We start from the raw sequence: 17,830 nt of genomic DNA, 5'->3' as shown, positions 1-17,830 counted from the left end.
CCCGCCAGCGCGGGGATGACGGTTTGCGCGAAGGCTAGGCCTGCGCTGGTGAGGGTGCCGGCGCCGGTGCCTCACGCTCCGGCCATACCGTGCGCGCCAGCAGCTCATCGTTCCAGTCGATGGCAAGGCGACCTTCTTTCGACGCTTCCTCGGTCACGAACAGGCTGACGAAGTTGAGCAGGTTGCGCGCGTACATCTCACTGGCATGCACCGCGCCGCTGCTGGCGAGGTTGAGCGGGCCGGCGATGGTGACGCCATTGCGCTCGATGGTTTCGCCCGGCTGCGTCAGTTCGCAGTTGCCGCCGGTTTCGGCGGCGAGGTCGACGATCACGCTGCCCGGCTTCATCCCGGCCACCATGGTCGCGGTGATGATCTTCGGCGCCGGACGGCCCGGCACGGCGGCCGTGCAGACGATGACGTCGATGCCCCTGAGATGTTCGCCCAGGCGACGCTGCTGTTCGGCGCGCTCCTCATCGGTGAGCGCACGCGCATAGCCGCCTTCGCCGGCGGCACTGACGCCCAGGTCGAGGAACTTGCCGCCGAGCGATTCGATCTGCTCGCGCGTCTCCGGGCGCACGTCGAAACCTTCGACCTGCGCGCCCAGGCGCTTGGCTGTCGCCACCGCCTGCAGACCGGCGACGCCGGCGCCGACGATGAGCACCTTCGATGGCCGGATGGTGCCGGCCGCGGTGGTCAGCATCGGGAAGAAGCGCGGCGCAAGCTGCGCGGAAATCAGCACGGCCTTGTAGCCGGCCATGCCGGCCTGCGAACTGAGCACGTCCATCGCCTGCGCGCGCGTGGTGCGCGGCAGGCGTTCGAGCGGAAAGGCGAGCAGGCCGCGCGCGGCGATGGCTTCGCCGCGTGCCGCGTCGCCCTGCGGCGCAAGGATGCCGACCAGCACTGCGCCCTGGCGCAGCCCGGCAATTGCCTGCGCGCCCGGCGGTTGCACGCACATCACGACATCGGCATCGGCCCATGCCGCGGCGGCGTCATCGGCGAGTTCCGCACCGGCGTCGCTGTAGGCCTGGTCGTCGAAGCTGGCCGCACGGCCGGCGCCACGCTGCACACGCACGCGCGCACCTCGCGCAACGAGTTTCTTGCACGTTTCCGGAGTCACGGCGACACGGCGTTCGCCGGTTGCGGTCTCGCTTGCAACGCCAATGGTGATGCCCGCCATGCTCCGCTCCAGAACCTGATGGCTGCATCCTAGTGTAGGAGCGAGCTTGCTGGCGACCCCTGGCCGCGGAGATCGCCGCCAGCCGGCTCCGGCTGGCGCCTGCGAGCTGCGCCTGTCAGCGGCGCCGTGGCTGGTCGTCGCTGTCGGCCGGGGCGGGGTTCGCCTGCACCCAGGCGCGGCGCTGTTCGGGCGTCATCGCCCGCCATTGCTCCTTGAGCGTGGCACGCTGCGCGTCGTCGAGGCCGCGCATCCGGGCGTACAGCGCCCGCATCTGTTCGCGCTGCTCCGGGCTCATGTGCTCCCAGCGATTCATGCCGTGACGCGCGCGCTGGCGCTGGTCGGGGGTCATCTCCTGCCAGCGCCCGGCGCGATCGAGCATGCGCTGGCGCTCGTAGGGCTGGCTGTTCCAGCGCTCGCGAACCGGCGCGATCAATTGCTCGCGTTGCGCCGGGGTGAGCTGCTCCCAGGCGGGCAATGGCTTGGCAGGTGCGGCTGCAGGCGCGCTGGTCGCGGCCGGCGCTGCGGCCTTGGGCGGATCGGCCGCGAATGCCGGCGTAACCGCCAGCAGCAGCGCCATCACGGTTGCAACGCGCCCGAGGCTGGAGGGAAGGGAAACCTTGCGCATGTCGTTGCTCCGCATGTCACTGTTCCAGATCATCACTGTTCAAGATCCGGCATGGCATCGTCGTTCGCTGCCAGCCACAGGTAGAGGTCGGGGTTTTCGTCGAGGACGGCGACGGCGCTGTCGGGGTCGTAGTGCGGCGCGGCCGTCGTTGCGACTGCCGCCGCGGGCTGGGACACGGCCACGGCTGCTGCCGGTACCGGTGCCTGCGGCGACGGCCGCAGCAGCAGTCCGATCGCCAGCGCGAACACCGCGGCGAAGCCGCTGGCCATCACCCAGCCCGGGCCGCGGCGGCGATCGCGCGCAGACGCCGGGGTGGTGGCTGCCTGACGCGCAACGCGCAGGCGCGTGCGTGTCGCCGGCGAGACCTGGTCCACGGCCTGCGCGTGCAGGCGGCGCATGGCCTGGTCGAATGCGCGCTCGTCAGCGGTGCGCTCGTCTTGTTCGTTGCGGCTCATCGCCAGTCCTCCAGTTGTCGCTGCAGCGCTTCGCGTGCGCGCGACAGGTGTGTCTTGACCGCGCCTTCGCTGCAGCCCATCGCCCGCGCGGTCGTGGCGACGTCGAGTTCTTCCAGGATGCGCAGGCTGAAGGCCTCGCGTTGCCGGCGCGGCAGTGTTGCCAGTGCTTCGGACAGCTTGGCGTAGGCCTCGCGTCCGTCGAACGTGCGCGACGGATCGGGGCCGTCGTCGGCCCAGTCCAAGGGGCCGTCGTCGCGCCCGTTCTTGTCCAAATGCGGCGTCGGCATCAGCCAGCGCAGGCGGAACGTGCGGCGGCGCTGAACATCGACGATGCGGCTGCGCAGGATGCTCCAAAACAGCGGCGTCCATTCCTCGGCGGGGCGGTCGCGGTAGGACAGCATCTTCATCATCGCGTCCTGCACGGCGTCGAGCGAATCCTCGCGCTGGCGAAGGCCGAGTTCGGCGAAGCGGAAGGCGCGCGTGCCCACACCCGCCAGGAACTCCTCCAGCGATGCCGGCAAGCGCGCGACCGCCTCCTCGCTGGAGGCGGCGCGCACGTGTGCCTGCGCCGCAGTGGCGGTCAGCACGTTGTCTTCGGGTTCGCGGCTCACGGGTCGAAGCATACGGGGCCTGGCTTAATGCCGACGGTCTCCATGCTGATAATCCCAGCGGGCGTCGAAGCGGTCGCCACGACGGTCCCAGCGCGCATCGGCGAGGTCGCCGCGGCGGTCCAGGCGGCGCTCGATGCGGTCACCTTTCCTGTCCAGCTGGTAGGCGCGGCGGTCATGGCCGAGTGCCTGCTGCCAGGCGGCACGCTGGTCCAGGCGGTGGTCGATGCGGTTGCCACGGGCGTCCAGGCGCGCGTCGATGCGGTCGCCCTTGCGGTCCATCCGCTGCTCGACCCGGTCGCCCCGGTCGCCGGCGAATGCGCTGGGGGCGGTCATCAACCACACGATCCCGAGTGCTGCCAACAGCGTGCGCTTGCGTGCTGCATGCCTCATTGCGGTTTCTCCCGGTCCGACGAGCCGGCATGGCCCGTCCTGCGGGGGAGACAACGCCCGCCGGTGGCGGCGGTTGACAGCGCTGGCGCCGCGTTCATCCGCGGTTATGATGCGGGAGACATCGAGATGGGGTACGGATGATGGGTGACGGGTTGGTAGCTCTGTACATCTTCATGCTGGCGGCCATCGCCGGCCACGTGATCATCTCGCGGGTGCCGGTGATCCTGCATACCCCGCTGATGTCCGGGTCCAACTTCATCCACGGCATCGTCCTGATCGGCGCCATGGTCGTGCTCGGCCATGCCGACACGACGCTGGAAAAGGTCATCGGGTTCGTCGCCGTCCTGCTCGGCGCCGGCAATGCCGCCGGTGGCTACGTCGTCACCGAGCGCATGCTGGAAATGTTCAAGGCCAGCCGCAAGCCCGGCGCCGGCCAGAGCGGAGGCAAGGCATGAGCGGCGTCCAGAACGCATTCGCGTGGATCGCCGCGGCCAGCTATTTCGTTGCCGCCACCTTGTTCCTGCTGGGCCTGCAGCGCATGGCCTCGCCCGTCAGTGCGCGCAGCGGCATCCGCTGGGCCGGCCTGGGCATGGTGATCGCGACGGTGGCGACGTTCCTGCTGCCGGGCCTGCACAACATGGCGCTGATCGTGCTGGCGCTGGGTATCGGTACCGCAGCGGCGTGGGTGTCGGGCAAGAAGGTCGCCATCACCGACATGCCGCAGATGGTTGCGCTGTACAACGGCATGGGTGGCGGTTCGGCGGCGGCGATCGGTGCGGTCGAGCTGTTGCGTTTCTCCGGCGAGGGCCAGGCGCCGCCGATGACATCGCTGGTGCTGGCGGTGATCGGCGCGGCGATCGGTTCGGTGTCGCTGTCGGGTTCGATCATTGCCTGGGCCAAGCTCGACGGACGCCTGGACAAGCGTGTGGTGTTCCCGGGGCAGCAGTTGTTCAACCTGGCGGTGTTCGTGGCGATGATCGTGATGGGCGGCATCGCCATCAACACGCTCGCCACGCCGGCGATCATCGCGTTCTTCGTGCTGGCGCTTTCGCTGGGCGTGCTGATGACGCTGCCGATCGGCGGCGCCGACATGCCGGTGGTGATCTCGCTGTACAACGCGCTGACCGGTCTGGCGGTGGCGTTCGAAGGTTATGTGCTCGGCAACGAGGCATTGATCATCGCCGGCACCATGGTCGGCGCGGCCGGTACGCTGCTGACGCAGTTGATGGCCAAGGCGATGAACCGGCCGATCCACGGCGTGCTGTTCTCCAGCTTCGGCGGGGGCGGGCAGGCGCAGGAGATCAGCGGTACGCAGAAGCCGATCGAGGCTGGCGATGTCGCGGCGATGATGGCCTATGCCGAGCGCGTGGTGATCGTGCCGGGCTACGGCATGGCGGTGGCGCAGGCGCAGCACAAGATCTGGGAACTGAGCCAGAAGTTGATGGAGCGCGGGGTCAAGGTGAAGTTCGCGATCCATCCGGTGGCCGGGCGCATGCCGGGGCACATGAACGTGCTGCTGGCCGAGGCCGGTGTGCCGTACGACCTGATCGCCGACATGGACGACATCAATCCGGAGTTCGCCAACACCGATGTCTCGCTGGTGATCGGCGCCAACGACGTGGTCAATCCGGTCGCCAAGACCGATCCGGCGTCGCCGATCTACGGCATGCCGATCCTGGACGTGACCAATTCGAAGAACACGATCGTGATCAAGCGCGGCAAGGGCACCGGCTTCGCCGGTATCGAGAACGCGCTGTTCTACCAGGACAACACGCGCATGCTCTACGGCGACGGCGCGGAGATGGCGAGCGCGCTGGTGAGCGAGCTGAAGGCGCTGGACGGCGGCGGGCACTGAGGCGTCAGCTGCGGAAGCTTCAACTGCAGGAGCGTTGCCTTCGTTTTGGCGTCGAACGACGCTTCAGTCATTCATTGCCCGGTCTTCGGTGGCCTCACCCCAACCCCTCTCCCGTAAACGGTTGAGGGGCTTTTCGTCATTCCCGCCTTCGCGGGGATGAAGGGGCAAGGTCAACGTCGCTGGGTTCCCGCCTTCGCGGGAATGACGGGCAGTCGCTTTTAAACTACTTGAACCTTTCGCGGGCGTCCGGGACCGAGCTCACCGAGCGGACGCGCGAATGAGTAGGGCACGGACACCGCCCTTGATCGCTGCAGCCCGGGTCCGACCCTCGCAGCTGCGTCACGCGGACGGCGCAAGACCACCAACACGCGAGGTCAATAAAACCGCCGCAGCTTTGTGAAGGAGGGGGTGGGGTGTATTTCGTGAACGATCAACGGAGCGAAGCGCAGGTTCACGAAATGCGCCCCACCTCCTCCCCCACCAACCACGCACGCAAAAACACCAAAAAACCCCCGCGTCCGGAAGAGGGGTAGGGGGGGAGGGAGAACCCTGCTTGTGGCGGATCACTTCTGGGAGCAGATCTCGCCATTGATGAAGGTTTCGACCAGGCCCAGGCCGTCCTTCTCGCCGCTGACGAAGAAGTAGCCCGTCGCGCCGGCGAACTCGCCGGTTCCGGCGACGATCTTCTGGTAGGCCGTGACGACGCCAGGTACCGGGCCGGACGTGGTGACGCCGGTTTCGCGCATCGTGAGGTTGCCCTTCTCCAGGCGGTACTCGAACGGCCCGCTGTAGGAAATGAAACCCGGCGACGTCGACGGCCCCGCGGCGCCGCTGTCGGCAGCGAAATGGGTCACGCCGCGTACGCCATGGTTGCCGTCGACTTCGCCCAGGAAGCATGACGACAGACCGGGGTTGCAACCTTCCGTGGCCGACACTTCGACCAGGTCGGCGTGGATCTTCTTGCACTTGTTGCCGCCACCGTGGGCGTAGGCAGGTGCAGTGGCGAGAGTGAGCAGGACGAGCAGTCCGGGGGCGAGGTGGTTCATTGCAGTCTCCGTGCAGAGGGGCGGAACCGCGGCGCGTGCGGAATCCGGTGACGCCTGGATCGCTGCGCGCCGGGCGTTTCGAAGCCGGGACGATCAGCCTGAACGTTCGAGCATCGTCGCCAGAGGCGGCGAGCCCCACGCGCCCAGCCAGGCGCGTCGCGCGAACCAGGCGCAGGGCCAGCCGACCAGGACCACGTGTGCGACGACACTCGACGCGACCCAAAGCGGCAACGGGTTGCCATTGCGTGGCGCCGCCGACAGCGGCACGACGATGAAGGACATCACCGCGTATAACGCCAGTCCGTACAGCGCGCCGTAACGCCATGGGTGCCGCAGCAGTGCGGTGGCATCGCGCGCAGCCATGGCGTAGGCACTGGCCATCGCGATCGCGATCATGAAATGCAGCAACAGGCCCAGCATCGCGCTGGCGCCACCACCGCCGAAGCTGGCCTTGCCGAGCACGCCTGCGGCCACGCTCTGCAGGATCCGCTGCGGCGCAACGCCGCGCAGCGCCCAGAAACCGGTGGCGAAGACGATGTCGAGCGTGCCGGCGCACAGCCCGCCCAGCAGCATCCACGTGAGTGCGCGCCGCGCCCCGGGCTCGATCGATGTGCTCAGGCTGCGCATGAGTCCAACTCGCTGCGGCGCGCCTGCGTCGCGGTCATGCCGAAGGTGTGCTTGAAGGCGCGGCAGAACGCGCTCTGGCTCTCGAAGCCGAGCGCCTGGGTGATCTCGCCGACCGGCATCGCGGTCTCGCGCACCAGTCGCCATGCACGCGCACTGCGCAGCCGAACCAGGTACTCCGACGGCGTTTCGCCGAACACCTCGCGGTGGATCCGGATCAGGTGGCCAGACGAGTAGTGGGCGCGTTCGGCCAGCCAGGTCAGGTCGATGGACGGTTCCGAGTCTTCTTCGGCGTCGACATGGCAGCGCACCAGATGCCGCACGTGCAGCAGGCGCAGCAGGGTCTGGCGCCGGTGCGACTGGTTGCGGCCGCGACAGCGCGGGAGGCGCGCGGCGATCGCCTGCTGCTGTTCAACCAGCAGGTTGCCGAGCTCGTCGACCGCGTTGTCCTCGTCGGACCCGGCCGCCGGTGCATCGCGCAGCCGTCGTGCCACCTGCAGCAGCAGGCGACGCAGGCGGCGCGGCGCCGCGTGCTGCCAGGGCAGTGGCTCACGGCCGCCATGGGCATGGCCGAAGTGGCGCGCCCACGCCTCGGGGCTGCCAGCCAGGCACAGCCATAGCGCGTCCTTGCCCCCTTCCGCCTGCACCGCTCCGCCGCACCACAGCTGCGACTGGTGCGAATGCAGGAGCCATTGGCAGTCACTGCCCAGCAAGTGCACGTTGCCGCGCAATGGCAGCCACAGCGATATCGCGTTGCGTGGCAGCCGCAGCGGCACGTCCTTGCCGATGGTCAGCAGCAGGCAGCGATCGTCGGGCAATGCCGGCGTGGACGCCGGAGCGGAAGGTACGTGACAGCGCAGGGCCATGACGATCTCGCGGTGCGGCGCATGCGTTCGCGCGCCAATGGCACCACGCTATCGGTCTGAAACGGCAGATTGGAGAACCACTCGACGCCGGATCGGCAGAGCCAATTTCCCGGCGTGCCCTCAGCCGCGCTTGCGAACGCCGATGCCGTGCTCGTAGACCAGCCTGCCCCCCATCCAGCCCGCCCCGCACAGGCTGAGGAATCCCAACAGCCCCAGCCCGATCGCCAGCGCGCCCGGACGCGTAAGCGCTCCCTCCTCGATGCGCAGGAACAGGCTGGCGGCGTAGCAGCTCCAGGCCGTTGCGGCCAGGAGCATGTGGCGACGGGCGTCGCGCGATGGCGTGCTGCCGGGCTCCAGGTCCGGCAGTTCGGCCAGGCCCGCCGCCATCGCTACGGTTGCAACCAGGGTGCCAATTGCCAGCAGCAGCCCGGACAGCTGCCAGTAGGACGCTGCGTGGAACAGCTCGACCGTGTCCGCGGCCGTCGCCAGCGACCAGCACGCGACCGGGAAGTGGACGAGGGCCGGGTGCAACGGATGCTTCATATCGTCAGCACGGCGCTGAGCAGCACGAGGAAACCGGTCACGGCCACGCCCGCGTGCACGAACACGACCGCCTTGGGGGCGACCTTGCCGCGCAGATGGATCGAGGCCAGGTAGAAGCCGCCGAGCGCTGCCAGCGCCAGCACTGCCAGCGCCGCGGTGACACGTGCCGATGCGCCGCCTTGCCCGACCGCCAACACCAGCATCACCAGCCCGCAAAAACCCAACAGTGCGTGCATCAGGGAAACCGCCCACGGCGCCAGTCGCCCGCGAAGAACATGAGATGCCAGGAACAGGCCGCCCATGGCGGCAATCGCGAACACGATCAGGGCATACGTCAGCATGGTCACAGTCTCGTCAGTGGGTGGGCGGGTGTGTGGGTTGGTCGTCGTCGGCCGACGCCAGGGCGTCGATCCTGGTCATCACGGCGGCGCTGATGCGCGCGCAGCGCGAACCCAGGAACGGAAACGCCTCCGACAACGTCGCCGACAGCGTGTCATTCAAGGCGGCGCGCAGCAGCCGCCGGGCGCGATGCAGGCGCGTCTTCACCGTTTCGGTGCGCAGGGACAGGCTGCCTGCGGTTTCCTCCACCGTGCAGCCTTCGATGTCGCGCAGGACGAAGACGATGCGGAACGGTTCGGGCAGGTCGTCGACGGCATGTTCGATCAGGCGTCGCACCTGCTCGCGTGACGCGGCGGCAGCGGGGTCTTCGCCGCCGGTGGATTCGCTGACGAACCGGGAAGGGAAGGGCACGACACGGTCTCCGTCGGTCTGCAGGGTATCGATCTGGTCCAGCTCGACGGTCATGCGGCGTTGCCTCAGCCGGCTTTGCGCGCCATTGAGCACGATCCGCGTCAACCAGGTGGTCAGTGAGGACTCGCCGCGAAATGTCGCGATGTGTTCGAAAGCGCGAAGGTAGGCGTCCTGCACGATGTCTTCAGCCTCGGCATCGTTGCCGACCATGCCGCGTGCCGTGCGGAACAGACGCTGGTTGCAGCGCTGCATCAGGTGGCAGAACGCGTCGCGGTCGCCCGCCGCCACCCGGGCCGCCAGCCGCGCGTCATCCAGCGCAGCGTAGTCAACGGTCCGCTCGGTGCCGGGCTGGGCCATGATCGAACTCTCCTGGGCGAAGGCATTGCTCTACTGCGCAGACGCAGGCCAGGGCAAAAGGTTCCCGCGTGGCCGGATAAGACGCCTGTCAGGCGGCGGACGTCAAGGCGCCCGACGTCACGGCGGATCTGACGAACGCGCCAGGCGGATCTGCTGCGGTGCCTGCTTGAACCAGCGTCGGCACGCGTGGTTGAACGAGCTCTGTTCGGCATAGCCCAGCAGTCCGGCGATCTGGGTCATCGGCATCGCTGGCTCGGCCAGGTACTCCTGCGCCCGCTCGCGCCTGACCGAGTCGAGCAGGCCCAGGAAGGTCAGGCCCTCGTCGGCCAGCTGGCGTTGCAGTGTCCGCGGGTGGACGGCCTGCTGCTGCGCCACCGCCACCAGCGAGCAGCGCCCGGTCGGGAGCAGGCGATCGATGGCGGCCGTGACCTGCTCGCGCGCGGTGCGCGGGCGCTCCTCGATCTCGCGACTGACAAAGTCGACCAGGAACGCCCGCATCATCTTGTTGTGACTGTCGATCGGACGTGCGATCTGCTGCCGGGTCAGCACCAGCGCATTGGCCTCCTGGAGGAACAGCACGCGGGTGCCGAAATGCTTGCGATAGAGCACCTGGGGAAGTGCGCTGGCGTGCCGGCACAGCACCGTCTGCGCATGGAAGCCCGGGTCGTCGAGAAGCATTCCCACGATGTGGTGCATCAGGCCCAGCGCACGCTCCACCGCCTGGCGGCCAGGTTCGAACCTTTTGCCAACCTCGAAGCGGAACGTCAGGCGCGGCGCGTCGGGGTCGCTGACGCGATCGAGTTCGAAGACGGCGCCGGGGCTGTAGAAACCGATGAAGTGGGCGAAGTCGTCGATTGCGGCGCCGACATCCGGGGAGTTGCGGGCAATCAGTGCCACCGGGCCGACGATGTTCCAGTCCTGCACGCGCGAAAGGGACAAGCCGAAATCGGGCCGGTCCAGTTCGGTCGCGGTCAGCTCGAACAGTTGCACCACCGACTGCAGCGGCACCATGGCGTAGTGCACGTCCAGCAGGTCAGGGGCGATGTTGAAGCGCCGCAGCAGCGCCTCGGGATTGCCGCCGAGCTCGCGCACGAGTTCGCGGTAGTTGGTCAATGCGGTGGTGCGGATCAAAGGGCCGGGCAAAGGGGCAGCTGCGATCTTGATGGCGTCGCAGATTCGCACCCGCTGGTGATTGTCGCGTGAGGGCAAACATCTGTCGCGTCAGGCCAAGCCAGAACTGGATATCCCTGCGCTAATCCGAACTTGGCGGGCATATGTCCCGATGAAGGTCGAGCCGCGTACGCGCGATGTCCGAAGGCGATCGAAAATCCGAACAGGCGGCGCGTCGCCGTCCGCCGCGAACGGACCGGTCCGGCCGGGCCACCGTCGCCGGTCGTTTCGACGGTTCGACGCGTTTCACCCTCGAGCAATGGCGCGCGGTATCGCGAGAGCGCTACAACTGGGACCTGCAGGTGCAGTCCGATGCGCTGGGCGCGCACCAGTTCGTCGGCGAGTACAGCACCTGGGGGGACGGCGATGTGCGCTTCCTGCACAGCCGTGCGATGGCCGCGCGGGTGCGGCCGTTCGACTCGACGCGCGGGCACCTGCGGCTGGTATTCGTGCTGGCGGGCCAGGCGCGCATCCGGGCACACGGTCGGCGGGACGGTGTGGAGGTCGGCCAGGGCGACCTGTTCCTGCTCGATACGACCGCGGTCAAGGAAGCCCAGTGGACTGCCCATTCCGACCTGTGCCTGCAGTTGCCGGGTCTTGAAATGCAGTCCGACACGCTCCCTGTCGATCAGCGAGCGTGGGCGAAGTCCGGGCGCGCCGTCATTCCGATCGACGACCCGGTGCTGTCGAACGCGCTCAAGGCGCAGTTGCGCCTGCTCGCAGCGCGTGGCGATGAGCTGGCCGATGGCGCTCGCGCGCGGGTGCTGTCGGCGATGGTCGACCAGACGGCCATGGGCCTGCGTGCGACGGCAATCAGCCGCAGCGATTCCAGCGCCGGCCACGAGATCCTGCTGGCCAAGGCGCAACTGCACATCCAGACGCATTTCCGCCGCCATGACTTGTCGGTGGATGAAATCGCGGCGACGGTCGGGTGTTCGCGCACGTCGCTATACCGGTTGTTCTCCGCCCAGTCGCTCACGGTGCTCGGCTTGCTGCGCGAGACCCGCCTGCAGCGTTGCCGGGCGGCGCTGGCCGCCGCGCCGGCACAGGCCAACATCGGCCAGATCGCCTTCCACCACGGTTTTGTCGATCTCCACGCCTTCACGCGCTTGTTCAAGCGGCGCTTCGGCATGACGCCGGGGCAGGCAAGGGCATCGGAGATCGACTGACGCCTGTTCATGCGTGCGCGCGGTACGCACGGTCAAAGGTTGGGACCGGCGATCAAATCCACGCCCAATTTCGCTGCATAGGCTGAAAGCGTGCGTTCTGGGGGAACCGCGACGCATGCACGCCTCTACCTCATGCAATCGAACCGGCGCGCCGAGTCGCGTCGATGGAGAACTCCGTGAATCTTCCGTCCGCAACCCGCCGTCCGCGCCCTGCGCGCCTGGCGCACGCCATTGTCCTTGCTTTGGGCCTGGTGCCCGCGATCGCCAGCGCGCAGTCGTTCTGCGTTGACTCGTCCGGCAATCCGGTCGGCGCGGCCACTGACCCCGAGGCTGTGGCATGCGGCGTCAACGCACTGGCCAGCGGCGCGGCCGCTACCGCATTGGGCACGCTGAGCTACGCATCGGGCAACGCGAGCACCGCGACCGGCGCCTACGCGATGGCCGACGCCGACAACGCCGCCGCCTTCGGTGCCTACAGCTGGGCCGGCGGCGCCAACAGCGTCGCCCTCGGCACCGGCACCTTCGCGCTGGGCGAGAACAGCACCGCCACCGGCTTCAACGCCTCCGCCGTCGGCGCCAATTCGAGTGTCTACGGCTACGGCTCGATCGCCGAGGGCGACGACAGCACGGCAATGGGCACTGCCAGCAATGCCGGCGGCGCCGCCAGCGTTGCGCTGGGTGCTGGCAGCAGCGCCAGTGCCGCCAATGCGCTGGCCCTGGGCAGCGGCAGCGCCGGCAGCGGCGTCGGCTCGGTCGCGATCGGCGGCGCGAACGCGCAGGCCGACTACGCCATGGCCATGGGCGCGGATTCGGTCTCGTCGGGAACCAGCGCCTTCGCTCTCGGCAACGGTTCACTCGCCACGGGCAGGGGCGCTGCTGCCATCGGCACCGAGGCATGGGCCAAGAGCGATAACGCCATCGCCATGGGAACGCTGGCCACCACGGATGGTTACCTCTCCTTGTACGCCAACACCAACGTCGTAAAGAGCCCCGACAGGGTCAACGCGACCGGACAGGTCGCGATCGGTTTCGCTTCGGTCGCACAGGGCTACAACACGGTGGCGCTGGGCTCGAATTCGCATGCTTACAACGACAACGCGATTGCCATCGGCAACTACGCCGGTTACCACCAGAGTTTTCGTCTCGAGCCAGGTGTCGGGGCCAATTCCATCGCAGTGGGTTACAGCGCGGTGGCGCCGGGAAGCAACAACACGGTGATGGGCTCCAAGGCCATGACCGCCTACTACGGCCAGGCCGGCGCGCCGGCGACGATCTCCGGCGAGTATCTGTTCACCGCCAACGGGACGGCCATCGGCGCCACCGCGGCTGCCAGCGAGAGCGCGACTTCGCTGGGTTCTGCCGCAGTCGCAGGCAGCGTGCGCAGTCTCGCGCTTGGCACCAGCGCGGGCGTGCAGGACATCTCGCCAGTGGCCAGGGCCGGTACCGGAGGGGACCCGACTGCGCCGGGATACGCGCCGGACTCACTTGACTTCAGCCTCCTCAAGTCGTCGAACTCCGTTGCGATGGGTTACAACGCAAAGGTCCAGTACGCCGCCGACGCGATGGCGCTCGGTCCCAATGCACGGGTCGCCGGAACTTCAAACGGCGCCGTCGGAAGTGACAATTCGATCGCGCTGGGCAGCGGCAGCCAGGTGGCTGCTGCGACGCCGAACGCGCTGGCGCTGGGTGCGGCCGCCAATGCCTCGTTCGCCAACTCCGTTGCGCTTGGTGCCGGTTCGCGAACGACGGTTGGCGCACTCGCCAACTACGTCGACGGCAGCGGTCGCCTCACGGGCCAGGCCTCGGTGGGCGAAGTGTCGGTCGGCAGCGCCACCGGCCAGCGGCAGGTGACGAACGTCGCGGCGGGCAAGAACGGCACCGATGCGGTCAACGTCAACCAGCTCAATGCCGCCACGGCGGAACTGGGGCAGGGCCTGGCGACCGTCGGCACGCGCGTCGACAACCTCGCCCAGGGCCTGACCGACGCAGGTGCGCGAATCGACGGCGTGCAGGATCGCGTCGACCAGATCGCGCAGGGCGTCAGCGATACCGGCGTGCGCGTCGACGCGGTCGAACAGGGCCTTGCAGACACCAATGGCCGCGTTGACGGCGTCGAGCAGGGGCTGACTGACACCAATGCCCGCATCGATGGTGTCGATGGTCGCCTGGACACTGTCGAAAGCGATATCGATCGCCTGAGCGGCGCGGCCGAACAGATCGACCTGATCTCGGTCGACGGCAACGGCGACGGCAGCGACAAGGCCTCTGTGGTCACCGGCAGCAAGGCGGTGGCGATGGGTTCGTCGGCGAGCGCGCAGGGCGCCAACGGCATCGCGATCGGCAACAGCGCTTTCGCTGCCGGTCCGAACGACACCGCGCTGGGTGGCAACGCCCGCGTCGAAGCCGACGGCAGCACCGCAGTGGGCGCCAACGCGACTGTCGCTGCGGTGGCAACCAATGCCGTGGCTGTCGGCGAGAGCGCATCGGTGCAGGCGGCCAGCGGTACGGCGGTGGGCCAGGGCGCGGTCGTCGATGCAACGGCAACCGGCGCGGTCGCGCTCGGACAGGGTTCGGTCGCCGACCGTGCCAACACGGTTTCGGTCGGCACGGCCGGTGGCGAGCGCCAGGTCGTGAACGTTGCCGCCGGCACCGCCGATACCGACGCGGCCAACGTGGCGCAGGTGCGCAACCTCAATACGCAGACGCTGACCCAGGCCAACGCCTACACCGACTCGCGACTGCAGGCGTTCGACGACGACTTCAACCTGCTGCGCAGCCGCGTCGATGAGCGCCTGGACCAGCAGGACCACCGCATCGACCAGCAGGGTGCGATGAGCGCCGCCATGTTGAACATGGCCACCAGCGCCGCCGGTATCCACACGCAGAACCGCGTCGGCGTTGGCGTCGGTTTCCAGAACGGTGCCAGCGCGGTGTCGATCGGCTACCAGCGTGCCCTGTCGGACCGCGCCACGGTGACCGTGGGAGGTGCAGCAAGCAGTGACGACACCTCGGTGGGCGCGGGCGTCGGTTTCGGCTGGTAAGCAGCTGTGTGATCGCACGGCGTCCGCTCACCAGGCGCCGTGCAATTTCTGGCCCGCATCACGCCACTCCCCGTTCATGCGTGCGCCTGGTACGCGCGGACAAACGTTGGTATCGGCAGTCAAATCCACGCGGATTTGCCCTGCATAGGCTGAAAGCATGCGTTCTGGGGGAACCGCGACGCATGCCTGCCAAAACCACCATGCAACCGAACCGAACCGACGCGGCCTGGTCCCGTCGCTGGAGAATTCCATGAACCTGCTTTCCGATGCCCGCCGTCCGCGTCCCGCGCGCCTGGCGCACGCCATCGTCCTTGCACTGGGCCTGATGCCCGCGATCGCCGGCGCACAATCGTTCTGCGTCGATTCGTCGGGCAATCCCGTTGGCGCCGCCACCGATCCCGATGCCGTGAGCTGCGGCGTCAACGCGCTTGCCAGTGGCGCACGCGCTACCGCCATCGGCACCTCTGCAGAAGCCACGGGCGATGAAACCACCGCCGTCGGCGCGTACGCGATGGCCGACGCCGACAACGCCGCCGCCTTCGGTGCCTACAGCTGGGCCGGCGGCATCAACAGTGTCGCCCTCGGCACCGGCACCTTCGCGCTCGGCGAGAACAGCACTGCCACCGGCTTCAACGCCTCCGCCGTGGGCGCCAATTCCAGTGTCTACGGCTACGGCTCGATCGCCGAAGGCGACGACAGCACGGCGATCGGCAGCAACGCCAACGCCAGCGGTAACGCCAGTGCGGCCTTCGGTTCCGGCAGTACCGCCAGCGGCGCAGGAGCGCTTGCGCTGGGCAGCGGCAACAGCACAGGAGACAACGCCATGTCGGCCGGCACCGGCGCGATCGCCAGTGCCACCAGCGCGTTGTCGGTCGGCACCAACGCGATCGCTTCGGGACTCAACTCCATCGCGCTCGGCCGCCAGGCGCTGGCCACGTACGCAGGAGCCACTGCGATCGGCGCGGGCACCCGCGCCGAGGCCGAGATGGGCGTGACGATCGGAACGTACGCCAGCACCGACGGTTACCTGCCGGTGTACGCCAACACCAACATCGTCAAGAGCCTCACGCCGGTGGAGTCGTATGCCCCAGTGGCCATCGGCATGTACGCCCGTGCGACCGGTGGCAACGCGGTTGCGCTGGGTGCCAACTCGTATGCTTACAGCGACAACTCGGTCGCGATCGGCAACTGGGCTGGCTATCACGTCAACGGTCGCATCGAACCGGGCGTGGGCACCAACTCCATCGCGATCGGCTACAGCGCCGTCGCCCCAGGCAACAACAATGTGGTCATCGGCCAGCGCGCCTCGACCGGCTTCCTGCCATATGTCGGCGCTCCGGCCACGATCAACGGCGAATACCTGTACACCGCCAACGGCACCGTCGTTGGCTCGGCCGCTGTCGCATCGGAGAACGCCTCGGCCTACGGCAACACCTCCTACGCCGGTGGCCTGCAGAGCGTGGCGCTGGGCACCAAGGCTTCGGTCGTGGATCTTGCGCCGGTGCTCAAGCCTGGCAGTGGCGGCGATCCGACCAAGCCCGGTTTCCGCCCGGACTCCTTCGATTTCAGCACGCTGAAGGCGGGCAATTCGGTGGCGCTTGGCTACAACGCGCAGGTGTTGTATGCCGCCAGCGCGATGGCACTGGGACCCAATGCGCGCGTGGCCGGCAGCCCGACTGGCGCGGGCAGCGACAGCTCGATCGCGCTGGGCAGCAACAGCCAGGTGGCGGCGGCGACGCCGAACGCACTGGCGCTGGGTGCGGCCGCCAATGCCTCGTTCGCCAACTCGGTTGCGCTCGGTGCCGGTTCGCGAACGACGGTGGGCGCACTGGTTGATTACGTCGATGGCAGTGGTCGCCTCAGCGGCCAGAACTCGGTAGGCGAAGTATCGGTCGGCAGTGGAACCGGCCAGCGGCAGGTGACCAATGTCGCCGCCGGCAAGAACGGCACCGATGCCGTCAACGTCAATCAGCTCAACGCGGCCACGGCGGAACTGGGGCAGGGCCTGGCCAATGTAGGCACGCGCGTCGATAACCTCGCACAAGGCCTGACCGATGCCGGTGCGCGCATCGATGGCGTGCAGGACCGCGTCGACCAGATCGCGCAGGGTGTCAGCGATGCCGGCGTCCGCGTCGATGCGGTCGAGCAGGGTCTGGCCGATGCCAACGGACGCGTTGATGGCGTCGAGCAGGGGCTGAGCGACACCAACGCGCGCATCGACGGTGTCGATGGCCGCCTGGACAACGTTGAAAACGATATCGATCGCCTGAGCGGCGCGGCCGGACAGATCGACCTGATCTCGGTCGATGGCGATGGCGATGGCAGCGACAAGGCATCGTCGGCGGCTGGCAGCAAGGCCGTGGCGATGGGTTCGTCGGCGAGCGCGCAGGGCAGCAATGGCATCGCGATCGGCAACAGTGCCTTCGCTGCGGGTCCGAACGACACGGCGCTGGGCGGCAATGCCCGCGTCGAAGCCGACGGCAGCACCGCGGTGGGCGCCAACGCGACGATTGCCGCCACTGCGACCAACGCCGTTGCCGTGGGCGAGAGCGCATCGGTGCAAGCCGCCGGTGGAACCGCACTCGGCCAGGGCGCCGTGGTGGATGCAGCCGCAACCGGTGCAGTCGCACTCGGCCAGGGCTCGTTGGCAGATCGCGCCAACTCCGTGTCGGTCGGCACGGCCGGTGGCGAGCGCCAGGTCGTGAACGTTGCCGCCGGCACCGCCGATACCGACGCAGCCAACGTGGCGCAGGTGCGCGACCTCAACACGCAGACGCTGACGCGCGCCAACGCCTATACCGACTCGCGCTTCCAGGCGCTGGATGATTGGCAGGACACCGTCAACAGCCGCTTCATCAAGCAGGACGAGCGCATCCAGCGCGTCGGTGCGATGAGCGCGGCGATGTCGCAGATGTCGGCCAACACCTCGGGACTGTCGGGCGTCAATCGCGTTGGCGTCGGTGTTGGTACCTACGGCAGCGAAGCGGCCATCTCGGTCGGCTACCAGCGCGCGTTCAACAACAACCGCGCCAGCGTTTCCGCCGGTGCGGCCTTCACCAGCGAAGACTCCAGTCTCGGCGCCGGCGCCGGCTTCAGCTGGTAGTCACCGCGGGCGCCGCGTTCGCGGCGCCCGTCAGGCAATCACGTCCAG

Annotated in this window: 17 protein-coding genes; 5 read left to right on the top strand and 12 right to left on the bottom strand. The window is 68.3% G+C overall.

All coding sequences use genetic code 11. The annotated features are described in order from the left end of the window. Positions 1 to 34: 34 nt before the first annotated feature. From AC1DER_RS06220 to AC1DER_RS06200, 5 genes are all read right to left on the bottom strand, one after another. Positions 35 to 1,177, bottom strand: a complete 1,143-nt coding sequence (locus AC1DER_RS06220; protein ID WP_477247740.1) for an NAD(P) transhydrogenase subunit alpha — start codon at positions 1,175 to 1,177, stop codon at positions 35 to 37. A 115-nt stretch (positions 1,178 to 1,292) separates the two neighbouring features. After that, on the bottom strand, positions 1,293 to 1,802 hold the full coding sequence (locus tag AC1DER_RS06215) for a DUF3106 domain-containing protein (RefSeq protein ID WP_477247738.1): 510 nt from the start codon (positions 1,800 to 1,802) through the stop codon (positions 1,293 to 1,295). A gap of 32 nt (positions 1,803 to 1,834) precedes the next feature. Continuing rightward, a complete protein-coding gene (locus AC1DER_RS06210) occupies positions 1,835 to 2,257 on the bottom strand; it encodes a hypothetical protein (protein ID WP_441817569.1) in 423 nt (140 codons plus the stop codon). Next, on the bottom strand, positions 2,254 to 2,844 hold the full coding sequence (locus tag AC1DER_RS06205) for an RNA polymerase sigma factor (RefSeq protein ID WP_477247754.1): 591 nt from the start codon (positions 2,842 to 2,844) through the stop codon (positions 2,254 to 2,256). Before AC1DER_RS06205 ends, AC1DER_RS06210 begins: the two co-directional genes overlap by 4 nt. Before the next feature lie 48 nt (positions 2,845 to 2,892). Then, positions 2,893 to 3,258, bottom strand: coding sequence for a hypothetical protein (locus tag AC1DER_RS06200; protein ID WP_477247736.1), 366 nt, complete (start codon positions 3,256 to 3,258; stop codon positions 2,893 to 2,895). A 140-nt stretch (positions 3,259 to 3,398) separates the two neighbouring features. Between AC1DER_RS06200 and AC1DER_RS06195 the strand changes: the two genes are divergently transcribed. Together AC1DER_RS06195 and AC1DER_RS06190 are read left to right on the top strand one after the other, a co-directional pair. Further along, complete coding sequence (locus tag AC1DER_RS06195) at positions 3,399 to 3,713, top strand: NAD(P) transhydrogenase subunit alpha part 2 (protein WP_441817567.1); 315 nt, start codon at positions 3,399 to 3,401, stop codon at positions 3,711 to 3,713. Beyond that, positions 3,710 to 5,113 carry an NAD(P)(+) transhydrogenase (Re/Si-specific) subunit beta gene (locus tag AC1DER_RS06190; protein WP_441817566.1) on the top strand — a complete coding sequence of 468 codons (1,404 nt, stop codon included), beginning with the start codon at positions 3,710 to 3,712 and terminating at the stop codon, positions 5,111 to 5,113. Before AC1DER_RS06195 ends, AC1DER_RS06190 begins: the two co-directional genes overlap by 4 nt. Positions 5,114 to 5,676: 563 nt before the next feature. Here AC1DER_RS06190 and AC1DER_RS06185 read toward each other — a convergent pair. From AC1DER_RS06185 to AC1DER_RS06155, 7 genes are all read right to left on the bottom strand, one after another. After that, the gene (locus AC1DER_RS06185; RefSeq protein ID WP_477247733.1) at positions 5,677 to 6,159 is read right to left on the bottom strand and encodes a hypothetical protein; all 483 of its coding nucleotides are present in this window, start codon (positions 6,157 to 6,159) and stop codon (positions 5,677 to 5,679) included. A 93-nt stretch (positions 6,160 to 6,252) separates the two neighbouring features. Further along, on the bottom strand, positions 6,253 to 6,786 hold the full coding sequence (locus AC1DER_RS06180) for a hypothetical protein (RefSeq protein ID WP_477247731.1): 534 nt from the start codon (positions 6,784 to 6,786) through the stop codon (positions 6,253 to 6,255). Then, positions 6,774 to 7,649, bottom strand: a complete 876-nt coding sequence (locus AC1DER_RS06175) for a helix-turn-helix transcriptional regulator (protein WP_441817563.1) — start codon at positions 7,647 to 7,649, stop codon at positions 6,774 to 6,776. The genes AC1DER_RS06180 and AC1DER_RS06175 overlap by 13 nt, the downstream gene beginning before the upstream one ends. 120 nt (positions 7,650 to 7,769) lie before the next feature. Beyond that, positions 7,770 to 8,192, bottom strand: coding sequence for a DUF2231 domain-containing protein (locus AC1DER_RS06170; RefSeq protein WP_477247729.1), 423 nt, complete (start codon positions 8,190 to 8,192; stop codon positions 7,770 to 7,772). Continuing rightward, positions 8,189 to 8,533: a hypothetical protein gene (locus tag AC1DER_RS06165; protein ID WP_477247727.1), complete on the bottom strand. Its 345-nt coding sequence runs from the start codon at positions 8,531 to 8,533 to the stop codon at positions 8,189 to 8,191. Before AC1DER_RS06165 ends, AC1DER_RS06170 begins: the two co-directional genes overlap by 4 nt. Positions 8,534 to 8,546: 13 nt before the next feature. Next, complete coding sequence (locus AC1DER_RS06160; protein ID WP_477247725.1) at positions 8,547 to 9,299, bottom strand: RNA polymerase sigma factor; 753 nt, start codon at positions 9,297 to 9,299, stop codon at positions 8,547 to 8,549. Between the two features lie 117 nt (positions 9,300 to 9,416). Further along, the gene (locus tag AC1DER_RS06155) at positions 9,417 to 10,430 is read right to left on the bottom strand and encodes an AraC family transcriptional regulator (protein WP_477247723.1); all 1,014 of its coding nucleotides are present in this window, start codon (positions 10,428 to 10,430) and stop codon (positions 9,417 to 9,419) included. Positions 10,431 to 10,606: 176 nt separating this feature from the next. On the opposite strand from AC1DER_RS06155, the gene AC1DER_RS06150 reads away from it, so the two are divergent. The 3 genes from AC1DER_RS06150 to AC1DER_RS06140 all read left to right on the top strand — a co-directional run bounded on the left by AC1DER_RS06150 (position 10,607) and on the right by AC1DER_RS06140 (position 17,782). Further along, positions 10,607 to 11,638, top strand: coding sequence for a helix-turn-helix domain-containing protein (locus AC1DER_RS06150; RefSeq protein WP_477247721.1), 1,032 nt, complete (start codon positions 10,607 to 10,609; stop codon positions 11,636 to 11,638). 176 nt (positions 11,639 to 11,814) lie between these two features. Then, complete coding sequence (locus AC1DER_RS06145) at positions 11,815 to 14,679, top strand: YadA-like family protein (RefSeq protein WP_477247719.1); 2,865 nt, start codon at positions 11,815 to 11,817, stop codon at positions 14,677 to 14,679. Positions 14,680 to 14,929: 250 nt separating this feature from the next. Beyond that, on the top strand, positions 14,930 to 17,782 hold the full coding sequence (locus AC1DER_RS06140) for a YadA-like family protein (RefSeq protein ID WP_477247717.1): 2,853 nt from the start codon (positions 14,930 to 14,932) through the stop codon (positions 17,780 to 17,782). Positions 17,783 to 17,830: the final 48 nt, after the last annotated feature.

This window comes from Lysobacter sp. 05T417 (genome assembly GCF_056396405.1).
The sequence above is the reverse complement of the archived record's forward strand: the minus strand, read 5'-3'. Positions and strand labels throughout refer to the sequence as shown.